The 16462-nt window shown below is 69.5% G+C and carries 10 protein-coding genes; 3 read left to right on the top strand and 7 right to left on the bottom strand.

Features of this window, described 5'->3' with window-relative positions; genetic code table 11:
• Positions 1-9 precede the first annotated feature (9 nt).
• On the top strand, positions 10-2625 hold the full coding sequence (locus JOD27_RS32685; protein WP_204766173.1) for an AfsR/SARP family transcriptional regulator: 2616 nt from the start codon (positions 10-12) through the stop codon (positions 2623-2625).
• Here the strand turns inward: JOD27_RS32685 and JOD27_RS32680 are convergent.
• The 4 genes from JOD27_RS32680 to dctA form a co-directional block, all read right to left on the bottom strand.
• Entirely contained in the window at positions 2606-3037 is a 432-nt protein-coding gene (locus JOD27_RS32680) for a hypothetical protein (RefSeq protein ID WP_204766172.1), read from the bottom strand. The two genes, JOD27_RS32685 and JOD27_RS32680, sit on opposite strands and share 20 nt — an antisense overlap.
• A gap of 88 nt (positions 3038-3125) precedes the next feature.
• On the bottom strand, positions 3126-4631 hold the full coding sequence (locus tag JOD27_RS32675; protein WP_204766171.1) for a glutamate synthase subunit beta: 1506 nt from the start codon (positions 4629-4631) through the stop codon (positions 3126-3128).
• Positions 4624-9147: a glutamate synthase large subunit gene (gene gltB, locus JOD27_RS32670; protein WP_204766170.1), complete on the bottom strand. Its 4524-nt coding sequence runs from the start codon at positions 9145-9147 to the stop codon at positions 4624-4626. Before gltB ends, JOD27_RS32675 begins: the two co-directional genes overlap by 8 nt.
• A gap of 545 nt (positions 9148-9692) precedes the next feature.
• Positions 9693-11042 carry a C4-dicarboxylate transporter DctA gene (gene dctA, locus JOD27_RS32665; protein ID WP_204766169.1) on the bottom strand — a complete coding sequence of 450 codons (1350 nt, stop codon included), beginning with the start codon at positions 11040-11042 and terminating at the stop codon, positions 9693-9695.
• Positions 11043-11153: 111 nt separating this feature from the next.
• On the opposite strand from dctA, the gene JOD27_RS32660 reads away from it, so the two are divergent.
• Positions 11154-12053 carry a TAXI family TRAP transporter solute-binding subunit gene (locus JOD27_RS32660; protein WP_204766168.1) on the top strand — a complete coding sequence of 300 codons (900 nt, stop codon included), beginning with the start codon at positions 11154-11156 and terminating at the stop codon, positions 12051-12053.
• On the opposite strand, the gene JOD27_RS32655 is transcribed toward JOD27_RS32660, so the two are convergent.
• Genes JOD27_RS32655 through lgt form a run of 3 tightly spaced genes read right to left on the bottom strand, consistent with a single transcriptional unit; the run spans position 12043 to position 15093 of the window.
• Positions 12043-13392: a sensor histidine kinase gene (locus tag JOD27_RS32655; protein ID WP_204766167.1), complete on the bottom strand. Its 1350-nt coding sequence runs from the start codon at positions 13390-13392 to the stop codon at positions 12043-12045. The genes JOD27_RS32660 and JOD27_RS32655 overlap by 11 nt on opposite strands.
• A gap of 48 nt (positions 13393-13440) precedes the next feature.
• A complete protein-coding gene (locus tag JOD27_RS32650; protein ID WP_204766166.1) occupies positions 13441-14103 on the bottom strand; it encodes a response regulator transcription factor in 663 nt (220 codons plus the stop codon).
• A gap of 3 nt (positions 14104-14106) precedes the next feature.
• The gene (gene lgt, locus JOD27_RS32645; protein WP_204766321.1) at positions 14107-15093 is read right to left on the bottom strand and encodes a prolipoprotein diacylglyceryl transferase; all 987 of its coding nucleotides are present in this window, start codon (positions 15091-15093) and stop codon (positions 14107-14109) included.
• Between the two features lie 123 nt (positions 15094-15216).
• On the opposite strand from lgt, the gene JOD27_RS32640 reads away from it, so the two are divergent.
• Complete coding sequence (locus JOD27_RS32640; protein WP_204766165.1) at positions 15217-16365, top strand: FAD-dependent monooxygenase; 1149 nt, start codon at positions 15217-15219, stop codon at positions 16363-16365.
• The last annotated feature ends 97 nt before the right edge of the window (positions 16366-16462 follow it).

Here is a 16462-nt window from a genome sequence, read left to right as displayed (position 1 = left end):
CTTGGCCTCATGGGGCTGGGGTTCGAGGTGCTCGGGGACGTCGGCGCACGCATCGACGGCAGGTGGGTCGACGTCGGGCATGCGCGGCAACGCTGCGTGCTCGCCGTGCTCGCCCTCGACGCGAACCGGGTCGTGCCCGCCGACCGGCTGATCGAACGGGTGTGGGGCGACGACGCGCCGGAAGGTGCGCGCACGACGTTGTACGGCTATCTGTACCGGCTGCGCAGGCTCCTGCCGGACGGCGTGATCGTGCGCAGGGGCGGCGGTTATCTGCTGGCCGTGCCACCGGAAGCGGTGGACGTGCACCGGTTCACGGCGTTGGTGGAGCAGGCTCGTGCCACCGGGGACCTCGCGTTGTTCGAGGAGGCACTGGCGTTGTGGCGCGGGGAGGCGTTCGCCGGGCTGGACACGCCGTGGCTCGCCGAGGTCGCTGCAACGCTGGACCGCGCCCGTCTCGCCGCCGAGCTGGACCGCGCGGATCTGGCTCTGGAGCAGGGAAAGCACCTGCACCTCGCGACCACGCTGCCCGCCCTGGCGGAGGCGCACCCGACCGACGAACGCCTCGCGGCCCAGCTGATGCTGGCGCTGCACGCGAGCGGACGGCGGGCCGAGGCGCTGGAGCACTACCAGGTCGTGCGCGCCCATCTCGTGGAAGAGCTGGGCACCGAGCCGGGCGCGCTGCTGCGAGAGGTGCACATGCGCGTGCTGGGCAAGGAGGTCGCGCCGATCCCCCGGCAGCTGCCCGGCGCGCCCACGCCGTTCGCCGGCCGCACCACGGAGCTCGCCGAGCTGGACAAGATCCTCGACACCGCGAACGTCGTCGCGATCGGCGGCACGGGCGGCGTCGGCAAGACGTGGCTCGCGTTGCACTGGGCGTACCGCCGGCTCGACCGGTTCCCTGACGGCCAGCTGCACGTCGACCTGCACGGCTTCGACCCGGTGACCGCACCGACGCCGCCCGCGACCGCGCTGCGCTGGCTGCTCGACGGTCTCGACGCGCCCTCCGACGGCGAGATCGACGTGCTGGCCGCCCGGTTTCGCAGTGCGGTGGCGGACAAGCGGTTGCTCATCGTGCTGGACAACGCCCACGACGAGGACCAGGTCGTGCCGCTGCTGCCCGGCAGTCCGGCCAGCACGGTGCTCGTGACCAGCAGACGACGGCTGGACGGTCTGGCGGCGCGGCACGGCGCCCATCTGCTGAGCCTCGACGCGATGAGCCCCGCCGAATCCGCCGACGTGCTCGCAGGGCACCTGGGCGAGGACCGCCTGGCCGCGCATCCCACCGCCGTGACGGCGATCCTCGACCACTGCGCGGGTCTGCCGCTGGCGCTCGGCATCGCCGCCTCCCGTGCCGCCGTGCACGCGGACCTGCCGCTGTCGGTGCTCGCCGAGGAGTTCTCCGACGACCGGCTCGACTCACTGCGTTCGGTGTTCGCGGCGTCGTTCCGCGCACTGGACGACGAGGCGGCAACGGTGTTCCGTCTCGTCGCCGCCGCACCCGGCCCGGATATCGAGGTGCGTTCGGCCGCGGTGCTCACCGGACTGCCCCGCGTGCGGACGACGTTGCGGCGCTTGGAGAACGCGCACCTGGTCATCCGGCGCGGTGCCGCCCGCTACCGCATGCACGACCTGGTCCGCCTCTACGCCACGGAGAATCCGGCCGATCCCGCCGACGTGCGCCGCGTCGTCGAGTTCTACGTGGAGACCGCCTACGCCGCGGACGGGCCCGCCGACAACCGCCTGGACATCGTCGCTGCGCCGGGCAGGGCCGTGCCGCTGGAGTTCGCCGACGCGGACGAGGCACTGGCGTGGCTGACCGCGGAACACGAGTGCCTGCTCGCCGCCCAGGCCTGGGCGGAACGCCACGGCATGCCGGAGGCGGTCTGGGACATCGCCTGGACGCTCGACCAGTTCCACTGGCGCCGCGGCTTGATCGCCGCCCACCTGCAGACCTGGCGTGCCGCCACGGCCGTGCCCGTGGACGACTGGCGGCGCGCGCAGGGCCACCGCCGCTACAGCCACGTCCTGCTGCGGGCTGAACGCCACGACGAGGCGCTGGCACAGCTGCGGGCGTCGCTCGCGCTGCACGAACGCCTCGGATCGGTGCTGGAGCAGGGAAACGTGCACCACGACCTGGCCGCCGTCCACGGCACCACGGGCGACCTCGAGAAGGCCGTCGAACACGCCGAGCGGTCGCTGACCTTCTACCGCGCCGCGCCCAACGGCGCCAAGGGCGAGGGCAACGCCCTCAACACGCTGGGTTGGTTCCTGGCCAAGGCAGGCGACCACGAACGCGGCCGCGTCCACTGCGCCCAGGCCGTCGTGCTGTGCCGTGCCAGCGGATATCCGGACGGGCAGGCCGCAGCGCACGACAGCCTCGGGCACATCGCGCACACCGTTGGCGCGCACCGCAGAGCACTCGGTCACTACCGGGCCGCGCTGCGGCTGCGGCGGGCTCTGGGTGATCCCTACGAGGAGGCGGATGCGTTGGTGTCGCTGGGAAAGGTGCACACCGCGTTGGGTGAGCACGACGAGGCTCGGGAGGTGTGGCGGCAGGCGGCGGAGCTCTACCGCGGTCAGGGCAGAGATGCGCAGCTCGCGGAGGTCACCGAACTGCTGGGGTGATCCCGAACTTCTCCACGACCATGGCCCAGAACGCTTCGACGGCATCCTCGACCGGGTGCTGTTGAATCTCCTGACGCCCGTGCCTGCGTTTCTTGCGGCCGAAGAAGGTCAGCGCGAAGCAGCCGTCGTCGACAGGAGCCATCGTCGACGGTGAGATCACCTTGATGGTCTCGTAGTGCCCGTTGTTCGTCTCCAGCGACACCACGACGAGGTCGTGCATCGAGGTTGTCACGCCCAGCCGGTTCGCCACGCCACTGGCGCGCACACTCGCGACGATGTCGCGCAGGTACTGGTGCGACTCGAAACCTTCATGGTCCCGGAGAAGTTCCTCGTACCAGTCAGCGACGGCGTCCCAGGTCGTGCCTCTGAACTCGCCTCGGATCGACGCGAACGCCAGCTGGAACGGTTTCACGGCGTCAACCGTAGGGAAGGCGAACGCCCCGGTCGACTCCGTTGTCGGCCGGGGCGTCATGCTGCTCTCCGCTGATCTGACCCCGTTGTCAGACCACAGCGAGCGGAAGCTGGTTCGGAATCACGGGCGAGGGCAGGTTCGACGACCCCGTGAGGAACTTGTCCACGGCGTTGGCCACGGACCGGCCCTCCGCGATCGCCCACACCACCAGCGACGCACCGCGGTGGGCGTCGCCGCAGACGAACACGCCGGGCGCGGTCGTCTGCCAGTCGGAGCCGCACGAGATCGTGCCGCGCGTGGTCAGCGAGATGTCCAGATCGTCGAGCAGGCGCATGTGTTCGACGCCCTCGAAGCCGATCGCCAGCAGGACCATGTCCGCGGGCAGGACCTCGATCTCGTCGGACAGCGGCACGACCGAGCGGCGGCCGGACGAGTCCTTCTCGACGCGCACCTGCTGCAGTTCGATGAAGCGCACGTGGCCGTCGTCGTCGCCCACGAAACGGCGGACCGCCACGGTGAAGCGGCGTTCGCCCGCCTCCTCGTGTGCCGGGTAGGTGCGCAGGATGTGCGGCCACACCGGCCACGGCGAGCGTTCGTCGTCGCGGACCGTCGGGGGCATCGGGTACTGGTCGAGCTGCGTCACGGACAGCGCGCCCTGGCGGGTCGCGGTGCCGTAGCAGTCGGCGCCCGTGTCGCCACCGCCGATGACGATGACGTGCTTGCCCTCGGCCGAGATCGCGGACGGGCCGTCGCCCTCGCACGCGCGGTTCGCGGGGACCAGGTGGTCCATCGCGAGGTGGATGCCCTTGAGATGACGTCCCGGGGTCGACTTGTCGTCCCGGCCGCGCAGAGCACCCACGGCCAGCACGACGGCGTCGAACTCGGCGCGGAGCTGCTCGACCGTGACGTCGACGCCGACCTCGCAGCCGGTGACGAACTTGGTGCCCTCACGGCGAAGCTGAGCAAGTCGGCGGTCGAGGACCTTCTTCTCCATCTTGAACTCGGGGATGCCGTACCGCAGCAGACCGCCGAGGCGGTCGTCCCGTTCGTACACCACGACTTCGTGGCCGGCACGGGTCAGCTGCTGCGCGGCGGCCAGTCCAGCCGGACCGGAACCCACGACGGCGACGCGCTTGCCCGAGGACACGGTCGCCTGAGACGGCTGGACATAGCCGTTCTCCCACGACATGTCCGCGATGGTCTCCTCGACGCGCTTGATCGCGACGGCACCACCCGCGTCGTGCGAGATCGCGAGAACACACGCGGCCTCACACGGCGCCGGGCACAGACGACCCGTGAACTCCGGGAAGTTGTTGGTGGCGTGCAAGCGGTCCGAGGCGAGCTCCCAGTCGCCGCGGCGGACCAGGTCGTTCCACTCGGGGATCAGGTTCCCGAGCGGGCAACCCGCGGTTCCGCTGTGGCAGAAGGGAATGCCGCAGTCCATGCACCGCGTCGCCTGCGTCTGCACGGCGGCGTTGCGCTCGGCGGGATCCTCGGCGAGGTAGACCTCGTTCCAGTCCTGCAAGCGTTCCGGCTTCGGACGCTTCGGCGCGTCGGAGCGGGAGTACTTCATGAAACCCTGTGGATCAGCCACGAGACGCCTCCATGACAGCCTGGTCGACGTCCCGGCCCTCGGCGCGGGCGAGGCGCATGGCCTCGAGAACGCGCTGGTAGTCGCCGGGCATGACCTTCGTGAACGCACCGGCTCGGCGGGTCCAGTCACCGAGCAGCGACGCAGCCACGGCGGAACCCGTGTACTGGTGGTGCTTGGTGACGGCGTCCTTGAGCCAACGCAGGTCCTCGGCGCTGAGGCGCTGCAGTTGCACCATCTCCTGGTTCACCGACAACGGGTCCAGGTCGAGCACGTACGCGATACCGCCGGACATGCCGGCCGCGACGTTGCGCCCGGTCGGCCCGAGCACCACGGCCCGGCCGCCGGTCATGTATTCGAACGCGTGGTCGCCCACGCCTTCCGCCACCAGCAGGGCGCCGGAGTTGCGCACGCAGAAGCGTTCGCCGACGCGGCCGCGCAGGAACACCTCGCCGGACGTGGCGCCGTAGCCGATCACGTTGCCCGCGATCACCTGGTCCTCGGCCCGGAACGGCGCGTCGTCGTGCGGGCGCACGATGATCCGGCCGCCGGACAGGCCCTTGCCGACGTAGTCGTTCGCGTCGCCGACCATCTCCAGCGTGATGCCGCGCGGCAGGAACGCGCCGAGCGACTGGCCGGCCGATCCGGTGAGCTTCACCCGGATCGTGTCGTCCTCCAGGCCCTCGCCGCCGTAGCGGCGGGTGACCTCGGCGCCGAGCAGCGTGCCGACGGTCCGGTTGACGTTGCGGACGGGCAGTTCCAGGTTTACCTGGTGCGCGTCCTCCAGCGCCGCCTCGGCGAGCTGGATCAGCGTGCGGTCCAAAGCCTTGTCCAGGCCGTGGTCCTGCTCGCGGATCTTGCGCTTCGCCGTCGGGTACGGGGTCTCCGGCACCTCGAAGACCGGGGCGAGGTTCAGGCCCTCGGTCTTCCAGTGCTCGATCGCCTCGTCCTTGTCGAGCAGCTCGGCGTGGCCGACGGCCTCGTCGATCGTGCGGAAACCGAGCTCCGCCAGCAGTTCCCTGACTTCCTGCGCCACGAACTCGAAGAAGTTCACGACGTGGTCCGCCTGGCCGGTGTAGCGGGCGCGCAGGTCCGGGTTCTGCGTGGCGACGCCGACCGGGCACGTGTCCAGGTGGCAGACGCGCATCATCACACAGCCCGCGACGATCAGCGGCGCGGTGGCGAAGCCGAACTCCTCTGCACCGAGCAGCGCCGCGACGACGACGTCCCGGCCGGTGCGCAGCGCGCCGTCGACCTGGACGGTGATGCGGTCGCGCAAACCGTTGAGCAGCAACGTCTGCTGGGTCTCGGCGAGGCCGATCTCCCACGGCGTTCCCGCGTGCTTCAGCGAGTTCATCGGCGAAGCACCGGTGCCGCCGTCGTAGCCGGAGATCAGCACGACGTCCGCGTGCGCCTTGGCGACACCCGCCGCGACCGTGCCGACACCGATCGAGGAGACCAGCTTCACGTGAACGCGCGCCTGCTCGTTCGCGTTCTTCAGGTCGTGGATGAGCTGCGCCAGGTCCTCGATCGAGTAGATGTCGTGGTGCGGCGGCGGCGAGATCAGGCCGACGCCCGGCGTGGAGTGCCGGGTGCGCGCGATCCACGGGTAGACCTTGAAGCCGGGCAGCTGGCCGCCCTCGCCGGGCTTCGCGCCCTGCGCCATCTTGATCTGGATGTCCGTGGAGTTCACGAGGTACTCGCTCGTGACGCCGAACCGTCCACTCGCGACCTGCTTGACCGCGGAACGACGCTCCGGGTCGTACAGGCGCTCGCGGTCCTCGCCGCCCTCACCGGAGTTGGACCGGCCACCGAGCCGGTTCATCGCGATGGCAAGGGTCTCGTGCGCCTCGGCCGAGATCGAGCCGTACGACATGGCGCCGGTGTTGAAGCGCTTGACGATCGAGCTGACCGGCTCCACCTCGTCGATCGGGATCGGCGTGCGGCCCTCGGTGCGGAACTTGAACAGGCCGCGCAACGTGCCGCCCTGACGCGAGAGGCGCTCGACCTCCGCGGTGTAGCGGCGGAAGACGTCCTCCTTGCGCGTCTTCGTGGCGTGCTGCAGCAGGAACACCGTCTCCGGCGTGAACAGGTGCAGCTCGCCCTCGCGGCGGTACTGGTACTCGCCACCGACCTCCAGCCGGCGGTGCACGCGGTCGGTCGGGTTCTCCGGATGCGCGCGGCGGTGGCGCTGCGCGACCTCCTCGGCCAGCACGTCCAGGCCGGCGCCGCCGAGCTTGGACTGCGTGCCGGTGAAGTACTCGTCCAGCAGGTCGTTCGACAGGCCGACGGCCTCGAAGATCTGCGCCGCGGTGTAGGCGCCGACCGTCGAGATGCCCATCTTCGACATGATCTTCAGGACGCCCTTCACGAGCGCCTTGACGTAGTTGCGGACCGCCTTGTGCGCGGGCACGCCGGTGATGGCGCCCTGGCTGATCAGGTCCTCGATCGTCTCGAACGCGAGGTACGGGTTCACCGCGGCGGCGCCGTAGCTCAGCAGCGCGGCGACGTGGTGGACCTCGCGGCAGTCGCCGGACTCGACGACAAGCGCGACGCGCAGGCGTTCCTTGGTGCGCACCAGGTGGTGGTGCACCGCGGAGACCAGCAGCAGCGACGGGATCGGCGCCATCCGGTGGTCGGAGTCGCGGTCGCTCAGCACGAGCGTGCGGGCACCGTTCGCGATCGCCTCGGACGCCTCTCGGCGCACCCGCTCGATCGCCGCCGCGAGAGCCGCGCCGCCACCGTCCACTTCGTACAGTCCGGAAAGGACGGTGCACGCGAAGCCCGGCAGGTCGCCGTCGTCGTTGATGTGGATGAGCTTGGCGAGCTCGTCGTTGTCGATGACCGGGTAGTCGAGCGTGATGTGGCGGCACGACACCGGGCCGGGGTCGAGCAGGTTCTGCTCAGGCCCCATCACGCGCTTGACGGACGTGACGATCTCCTCGCGGATCGCGTCCAGCGGCGGGTTGGTGACCTGGGCGAAGTTCTGCACGAAGTAGTCGTAGAGCAACCGGGAACGCTGCGAGAGCGCGGCGACCGGCGTGTCCGTGCCCATCGAGCCCAGCGGCTCGGCACCCGAGATCGACATGGGCGTGAGCAGGATCCGCAACTCCTCCTCGGTGTAGCCGAAGGTGAGCTGACGACGCACAACCGACTCGTGGCTCTGCAGCACGTGCTCGCGGTCCGCGAGGTCGGCGAGGTCGAGCAGACCGGCGTGCAGCCACTCGTCGTAGGGCTGCTCCGAGGCAAGCACCGACTTGAGCTCGTCGTCGTCGATGATGCGGCCCTCGGTGGTGTCCACCAGGAACATGCGGCCCGGCTGCAGCCGGCCCTTCGCGACCACCTGGTCGGACGGCACGTCGAGCACACCGGTCTCGGACGCGAGCACCACGCGGCCGTCCGCGGTCTGCCACCAGCGCGCCGGACGCAGGCCGTTGCGGTCGAGCACCGCGCCGACGATCTCGCCATCGGTGAACGTGACACACGCCGGACCGTCCCACGGCTCCATCAACGAGGCGTGGAACTGGTAGAACGCACGGCGCTTCGGGTCCATCGTGGCGTGGTTCTCCCACGCCTCCGGGATCATCATCAGCACCGCGTGCGGAAGGCTGCGGCCGCCGAGGTGCAGCAGCTCCAGCACCTCGTCGAACGACGCCGAGTCCGACCCGTCCGGGTCGCAGATCGGGAAGAGCCGCGCGAGGTCGCCGGGGATGAGATCGCTGTCCAGCAACGCCTCGCGGGCACGCATGCGGTTGCGGTTGCCCCGCACGGTGTTGATCTCGCCGTTGTGTGCGACGAACCGGAACGGGTGCGCGAGCGGCCACGAGGGGAAGGTGTTCGTGGAGAAACGGCTGTGCACCAGCGCGATCGCCGTGTAGAGGCGCTCGTCGTGCAGGTCCGGGAAGAACGCCGGCAGCTGCTCGGTCGTCAGCATTCCCTTGTAGACGATCGTGCGCGCGGACAGCGACGGGAAGTACACGCTGCCCTCGTGCTCGACCCGCTTGCGCAGGCAGAAGGCCAGGCGGTCGAGCCCGATGCCCTCCTCGTCGCGCGTGCCCTTGACGAACAGCTGCGCGAAGTGCGGCGCCACCGACATCGCGGTCGGACCGACGTCCGCCTTCTCCGGGTCGACGGGCACGTCGCGCCAGCCGAGAACCACCAGATTCTCTTCCTCGGCGATGCGCTCGATCTGTTCCACCGCGGCAGCGCGTTCTTCGGCTTCAAACGGCAGGAAGGCGATACCCGCCGCGTACCGGCCGCGTTCCGGCAGGTCGAAGTCGACCACGGCGCGCAGGAACTCGTCCGGCAGCTGGAGAAGGATCCCGGCACCGTCACCCGAGGTGGGTTCGGCGCCCGCGGCGCCGCGATGCTCCAGGTTGGCGAGCGCCGTGAGGGCATCGCTCACGATGCCGTGCGAACGCCTGCCCTGGATGTCGGCCACCATGGCGACACCGCAGGCGTCGCGCTCATCAGCCGGGTCGTAGAGACCCTGGGGGCCGGGGATGGCGGAGAAGATCACTGCGCAGACCTCCTTCGTCGTCCTCGCGTAAAGAACGTATGTCCCTCGTGCTCAGACCTCGAACCAACAGGTGGAGCACGGGACGACGATGGCCCGCGTGTTGACGCGACTTTAACAGCCGCGAAACCTAGCGACACCCGCCAATGGGTGATCTAGGTCATGGAAGCGTAACGATTTCCCAGCGCTGAGCGACATTGCAGCGGACGTCGAGCTTCGTTACATCCGAGTAAGCGTAACCGAACGTTCAAGGTCATCCAGGCTGATGAGAGCTGCGCGACATTCGCGGTTTACCACTGGATCCGCCGGGTACCCGAACGTGTTGGCTGGTCAGCCGCTTGCCGTCTCAGTTAGCGGACGCTCACATCGCTGCCGGTAGTCGCGCGTGCACCGTCCATTCGCGCTAACCGGGATTGTTTTCCACCAAACGAGACCGAGGTCCCGTTCACCCCGCGCCGCATGCGGGGAGAGCGGGACCTCGGCATACATGGAGGTCGATGGTCGCGTGACCGGAGGCGGGAAGAGACGCCTCCGGTCACGGACGTTTCTCAGTGGGCAGCGGCAGTCCTGTCCGACTCCGCGTGCTGCTTCTCGAGCAGGTCGTCCACGTCGACCAGGTCCGGGTTGTCCAGCACCTCGTTCAGGCGCTCCTTGTCGAGGCCCTTCTGCCACGCGGCGACGACCAGGGTGCCGATACCGTTGCCGATCACGTTGGTGATGGCGCGGGCCTCGGACATGAAGCGGTCGATGCCGACGATCAGCGCGATGCCGACAGCGGGGATGGCCGAGTGGGCCTCGAACGCCTGCAGCGAGGCGGCCAGGGTGACGAGGCCGGCGCCGGTGACACCAGCCGCGCCCTTCGACGCGATCAGCATGAACAGCAGCAGGCCGATCTGCACGCCGAGCGACACGTCGTGGCCGGTCGCCTGGGCGATGAAGATGGCACCCATGGTCAGGTAGATGCAGGTGCCGTCGAGGTTGAACGAGTAACCGGTCGGGATGGTGAGGCCGACGACCGACTTCTGGGCGCCCGCCGCCTCCAGCTTGACCATCATCCGCGGCAGCACCGACTCGCTGGACGACGTGCCGAGCACGATGAAGATCTCGTCCTTGATGTAGCGCAGGAACTTCAGCAGGCTGAAGCCCGCGATCCGCGCCACGATGCCGAGCACGACGATGATGAACAGGATGCAGGTGGCGTAGAAGGAGCCCATCAGCCACAGCAGCTTGCTGAGCACGCCGCCGCCGAACTTGCCGACCGTGAAGGCGATGCCGCCGAACGCACCGATCGGCGCCGCGTACATGACGATCTTGATGATGCCGAACATGACCTTGGAGAGCGTCTCCATCGCGGAGACGACCCTGGCGCCGCGCTCACCCATGCTCGCCACCGCGACGGCCACGAGGATCGCGACGACGAGCACCTGGATCAGCTGTCCGTCGGTGAAGGCGCTGACGAACGACTTCGGCACCAGGCTGAGGATGAAGCCGGTGACCCCGGTCTCGGCGCTCGACGCGGACTTCAGCGTGTCCTTGGCCGCGTCGGCGTTGAGGTGGATGTCGCCGCCGTGGTGACCCGGCTGCACGATGTTCACGACGATGAGACCGATGGCGAGCGCCACCGTCGTCATCGCGGTGAAGTAGAGAATCGTGCGCAGCGCCAGCCCGCCGGCCTTGGCCAGGTTCCCGAGACCGGCGATGCCGACGATGATCGTCGCGAAGATGGTCGGCGCGATGACGACCTTGACGAGGTTGACGAACAGGTCGGCGAGCCACTTCATCTCGGATGCCTGTTTGGGGAACAGGAAGCCGACCGCGGCGCCCAGCACGATGGAGACCAGCACCCAGAAGTACAGGTGCTTGTAGATCGGTTTGCGGCCTGTGGTGGTGGTCGCCACGGTTCCTCCTTGAACTTCGTGTTGGGTAGGAGGGTGAGCCGCGCCACGGACAGCGACAAGCCGACGCACGGAAACTTCAGACAGCTCTGACGTAACGGCTAGGCTTCGTCCGTGTCGCTCAGCCGTCGCACACTTCTGCTAGGGGCCGGCCTGGCTCTTGCTGGGTGTACCCCGCGCAAGGTCGACGCACCCGCGGAACTGGTGCTCGCGACCGGGCCGGACGGCGCCGTGTTCCGCGAGGTCGGCGGCGCTCTGGCGGAGGCGCTGGCCGAGCAGCTGCCCGGCACGAAGATCATCCCGCTGCCCACCGCGGCCTCGGTCGAGAACCTCCGGTTGCTGAAGTCCGGCGGCGCCCAGCTGGCCCTGTCCTCTTTGGACCCGATCGACGAGCCCGAGAAGGTCCGTGCGGTCGGGCGGCTCTACGACAGCTTCATGCAGATCGCGGTGCCGAAGGCCTCTCCGATCGAGAAGTTCCGCGACCTCGCGGGCAAGCGGATCTCCTTGGGCCCCATCGGTTCCGGCACCGAGTTCACCGGCACGCGGATGCTGAACCACTTCGGCGTGTCCACAGTGGCCGAACGCATGGCGCACGCGGTGGCCTCGCGCAGGGTGGCCGAGGGGTCACTGGACGCGATGCTCGCACTGACGGGAATCCCGACGCCCGCGATCACCGATCTGCACGGCAAGGTCCGGCTGATCGACATCCCGGACGAGGCGACCGAGTTCTCCGACACGTTCCGCGGCCCCTACATCCCGGCGACGATCCCCGCGAAGACCTACGAGGCGCTGCAGTCGAACAAGACGTTCGCCGTGCCGAACCTGCTGCTCGCGCACGAGACGCTGAGCGCGGACGTCGTCGAGGTCGTGACCCGCACGGTGTTCACCGAGACCGCCCGGATCGTCGAGGGACACCCGGAGGCGGCTCGGATCAACGTCCGCACCGGAATCGCCACCGGCAACGTGCCGCTGCACGACGGCGCCGCGCGCTGGTTCCGGTCCGTCAAGCGCTGAGGGCGACCTTCACGTCGAGGCCGGGCCCGGCGTCGTGCAGCGTGAGCGTGCCACCCGCCGACTCGATCAGTTCCGCGCAGATGGCGAGGCCCATCCCGGTGCCCGCGATGTTCTGGTGCTTGGTGGCGCGCCAGAACCGCTGCAGCGCGAGCTCCCGTTCGTCGGCGGGGAGGCCCTCGCCGTTGTCGACGACGTGCAGCTCACCAGGCTCGCCGGTGATCTTGACCTCGGTGGCGCCCGCGAGCCGGATCGCGTTGCTGACCAGCTCGTCCAGCACGCTGCCGAGCCCGCCGGGCGGCTCCTGCATGGTGAGGCCGGCCGGCACGTCGATCTTCAGCGTGACACCGGACTTCGCCGCGAGCGCCTCCCAGGCGGGTTTGTGGGTCACGAGCAGCTGGTCGATCTCGACCGGCTCGGTCAGGCGGGCGCTGTCGAGGCGGGTCGCGGCGAGCAGCGTGTCGAGCACGCGGCCCATCTCCTCTGCCTCGTCGACGGCGATCTGGTGCGCTTCCTTGCCGTGCTCGTCCTCGACGTACGGCGCGAGGTTGTCGACGGCGAGCCGGAGGCTGGCGAGCGGGTTGCGCAGCTGGTGCGAGGCGTCGGCGACGAACGCCTTCTGCCTGTTCAGGGCCTTTCCGACGACGTCGACCATGGTGTTGAAGCTCCTGGCGAGCCTGCGCAGCTCAGGAGGCCCGCCGACCTCGTCCGCCCGCACGTCGAGGTTGCCGGCCGCGACCGCCGCGGTGGCCTCGTCGAGCCTGCGGACCGGCCGCAGCACCCACCGCGACATCGGCCAGGCGGCGGCGACCACGGCCAGCATCGGGGCGAGCCCGGCCAGCGCCATGAGACCCCACTGGCGCAGCACCTCGGCCCGGAGCGCACCCGTCGACGAGACGGTGACGACCGCGGCGACCGCCTCGCTGTCCCGCCCGACCGGCTCGACGACGACCATCGGGCCCGTCCGCCACGGCCAGCCCGCGTAGTCGGTGTCGGGCTGGATACCGTTGAGCGCCTCGGCGAGGACCGCGACGACCTCGGGGTCGTTGGTGGGGTTGAAGCCATGCCGGGACGTGAGCAGGAGCCGCCGGTCGGCGCTGACCAGGGCGACCGGGATGTCGAAGAGCTGGTCGTAGCGCTGGATCTCGAGGTCGAGCGGGAGAAGCCGGTCCGACTGCAGCGCGCTCTCCGCGAGCGAGGCGAACCGCCGCGCGTCACCGAGCCGGTCGAGGTAGGTGGTCTGTGTTTCGCGCTGCACCACCGCGGACGCCAGCGGAATGCCGAGCGCCGCGACCAGGGCGACGAGCAGCGGGACGGTGATGACGAGCAGTCGGCGGAGCATCAGCCGCGATTGTTCCGCACCCGCCTGTCGATGTCTCGCGGAGCTTCGTCACCCCACGAGCCGGTAGCCGACGCCGCGCACCGTCTCGATCTTGATGTGTCCGCCGAGCTTTCCGCGCAACGCCGCGATGTGCGTGTCCAGCGTCCGTGACGGCGCCTCCCAGTGCGCCTGCCACACCTGGTCCACGATGAAGTCGCGGCTCACGACCTCGCCCGCCCTGGCCGCGAGCAGCGCGAGGAGATCGAACTCCTTGCGCGTCAACGACAACGGCACCCCGGCCAGCGTGACCGCGCGCGTCGACGCGGAGATCTGCAGCGCACCTACCTGGATCGGCCCGTCGCTCTCCGGCTCGGCGCGGTGCGTACGGGTCCTCCTGAGGACGGCCTCGATGCGGGCGAGCAGCTCGGACGTGCCGAACGGCTTCACGACGTAGTCGTCGGCGCCCGCACGCAGCCCGAGCACGCGTTCCCGCTCCTCACCGCGCGCCGTCACCGTGATCACCGCGGTGCCTGGACGGTGCCGCAGCTCGCGCAGCACGTCCAGGCCGTCACGGTCGGGCAGGCCGAGGTCGAGCAGCACGACGTCAGCCGGCGCGGCTTTGAGGGCGTCGGCGGCCGTGGCCACCCGATGCACCTCGTAGCCGGCGTGCCGCAGAGCGGTCAGCAGGCCTCTGGCCACCCGGTCGTCATCTTCGACGACGAGCACGCGCACAGATCACTCCGGTTTGACGGACTCCGGGGAGTTGACGGACTCCGAGGACTTCTTCTCTTCCTCGACGTCGTTCTTCTCTTCGTTCTCTTCGGCCTTCTCCACGACGGCCTCGGACTCCGGTTCCGCGGTGGCACGCAGAGCCGCGAGGTCCTCACGCTCGCCGCGCGACCGGGCGAGCACGAAGTAGATGAGCGCGCCGAGGAAGACGAGCCCGGACACGAACACGTTGACCCGCTGACCGAAGATCAGCGTCGCCTCGTCCGTGCGCATGAGCTCGATCCAGAACCGCCCGGCCGTGTACCCAGCCACGTACAGCGCGAACGCCCGCCCGTGACCCAGCCGGAACTTGCGGTCGGCCCACACGATCAACAGCGCGACACCGAGGTTCCACAGCAGCTCGTAGAGGAACGTGGGGTGCACGACCTGGATCGGCGTGTGGTCGACGGCCACACCGGCCAGCGCGTCCTCCCGCCCCTCCGGCGTGACGCGGCGGTAGATCTCCAGACCCCACGGCAGCGTCGTGTCGCCACCGTAGAGCTCCTGGTTGAAGTAGTTGCCGAGCCGCCCGATGGCCTGCGCGGTGACGATGCCGGGCGCCAGAGCGTCGGCCATCGCCGGCAGCGGAATGCCCTTGCGGCGGCACCCGATCCACGCACCCACGGCACCGAGCGCGATGGCGCCCCAGATGCCGAGGCCGCCGTTCCAGATCTCCAGCGCCGCGAGCGGGTTCTTCCCCGGCCCGAAGTACTTCTGGTTGTCGGTGATGACGTGGTAGAGCCGCCCGCCGACGAGGCCGAACGGCACCGCCCACACGGCGATGTCGGTCACCTCGCCCTTGATGCCCCCGCGGGCGACCCAGCGACGCTCACCCCACCAGATGGCGACGATGATGCCGGCGATGATGCACAGCGCGTAGGCCCTGATGGGGAGCGGACCGAGGTACCACACACCTTGGTCGGGGCTCGGGATCGTGGCCAGGACGGCGTTCAACACAGCGCCCACCGTACCGGTGGGCCCGATCCCGTCTCGCCGGGATACACCTTCGTTAGTGGTTCGCGACCTTGACGGTCAACTTAGGGGGTTCGTGATCGCTGAGCCGAGATACTCGGACGCATGACGGTCCTGGTGGTCGGCGGCGGTATCGGTGGCCTGGCGACGGCACTCGGCCTCGCACGCGCCGGGCACCGCGTGACGGTGCTCGAAGCGGCCGCGGTGTTCGAGGAGATCGGCGCGGGCATCCAGGTGGGACCCAACGGCTTCCGCATGCTCGACGCGCTGGGCGTGGGCCCGGTAGTGCGGTCGCGGGCCGTGCATGTGGACGCCTTGCGCCTGCGGTGCGGAATCTCCGGCGGGTTGATCGCCCAGCTGCCGATCGACGCCGGGTTCCGCGACCGGTTCGGCACGTACGCCGTGGTGCACCGCAACGACGTGCTGACGCCGTTGCTCGACGCCTGCCAGGACGACGAACGCGTGGACCTCCGCGTCAACAGCGGCGTGGAGTCGTACGCGCAGGACTCCCTCGGCGTCACGGCCGTTCTTCGCTCAGGTGACCGCGTGCACGGCTCGGCGCTGGTCGGCGCGGACGGCCTGCGCTCGGCCGTGCGCCGTCAACTCGTCGGCGACGGCGACCCGCAGGTCTCCGGCCACACGACCTTCCGCGCGGTCATCCCCGCCCACGACGTGCCTTCGGGCTTGAAGGAGAACGTGGTCACGCTCTGGGCCGGACCGCGCTACCACGTCGTCTGGTACGTGATCGCGGGCGGACGCTACGTGAACCTCGTGGCCACCACCGACAATGGTGCGGCAGATCCCATGACCGGCAAGCCCGTCGACCACGACGAGGTCCTGCGCCACTTCTCACCGCTGTGCGACGACGCCGCGCGCGTCATGGAACTCGCCAGCGAGTGGCGCGCGTGGGTGCTCTGCGACCGGGCACCCGTCACCACGTGGCAGGACTCGCGAGTGGTGCTGCTCGGCGACGCCGCTCACCCTGTGCTCCAGTACGCCGCGCAGGGGGCGTGCCAGGCGTTGGAGGACGCCGTGTGCCTCTCGTCCGTGTTCGATCCGCGGGACGTGGTTGGCTCTTTTGCGCGTTATGTCTCGATGCGTCACGCGCGGACCGCGCGCGTCCACCACGCCTCACGGTTGATGGGACGGGAGGTCTACCACCCGGCCGGTGACGCCGCCGCTGACCGTGACGCGATGTTCGCCTCGTGGACCACGGCTGACCTGCACGATCGACTGGAATGGCTCTACGGCTAGAACCAACGCCGTGTAGTTAGGCGTTCGCGGTGACCGTCAAGGTTCTGGTGGGGCGAGGACGTCGATGCTGATAGTGGCGTTGTAGGTGGTGCGGTCG

Source organism: Lentzea nigeriaca, from assembly GCF_016907955.1.
Taxonomy (GTDB): Bacteria; Actinomycetota; Actinomycetes; order Mycobacteriales; family Pseudonocardiaceae; genus Lentzea; species Lentzea nigeriaca.
Note: the sequence above shows the minus strand (reverse complement) of the source record. Positions and strands in the feature narration are given on the sequence as shown.

Coding starts and splice junctions, on each gene's coding strand:
- JOD27_RS32685 (WP_204766173.1), top strand. CDS start 10: ATGGGGCTGGGGTTCGAGGTGCTCGGGGACGTCGGCGCACGCATCGAC.
- JOD27_RS32655 (WP_204766167.1), bottom strand. CDS start 13,392: ATGCTCCGCCGACTGCTCGTCATCACCGTCCCGCTGCTCGTCGCCCTG.
- JOD27_RS32640 (WP_204766165.1), top strand. CDS start 15,217: ATGACGGTCCTGGTGGTCGGCGGCGGTATCGGTGGCCTGGCGACGGCA.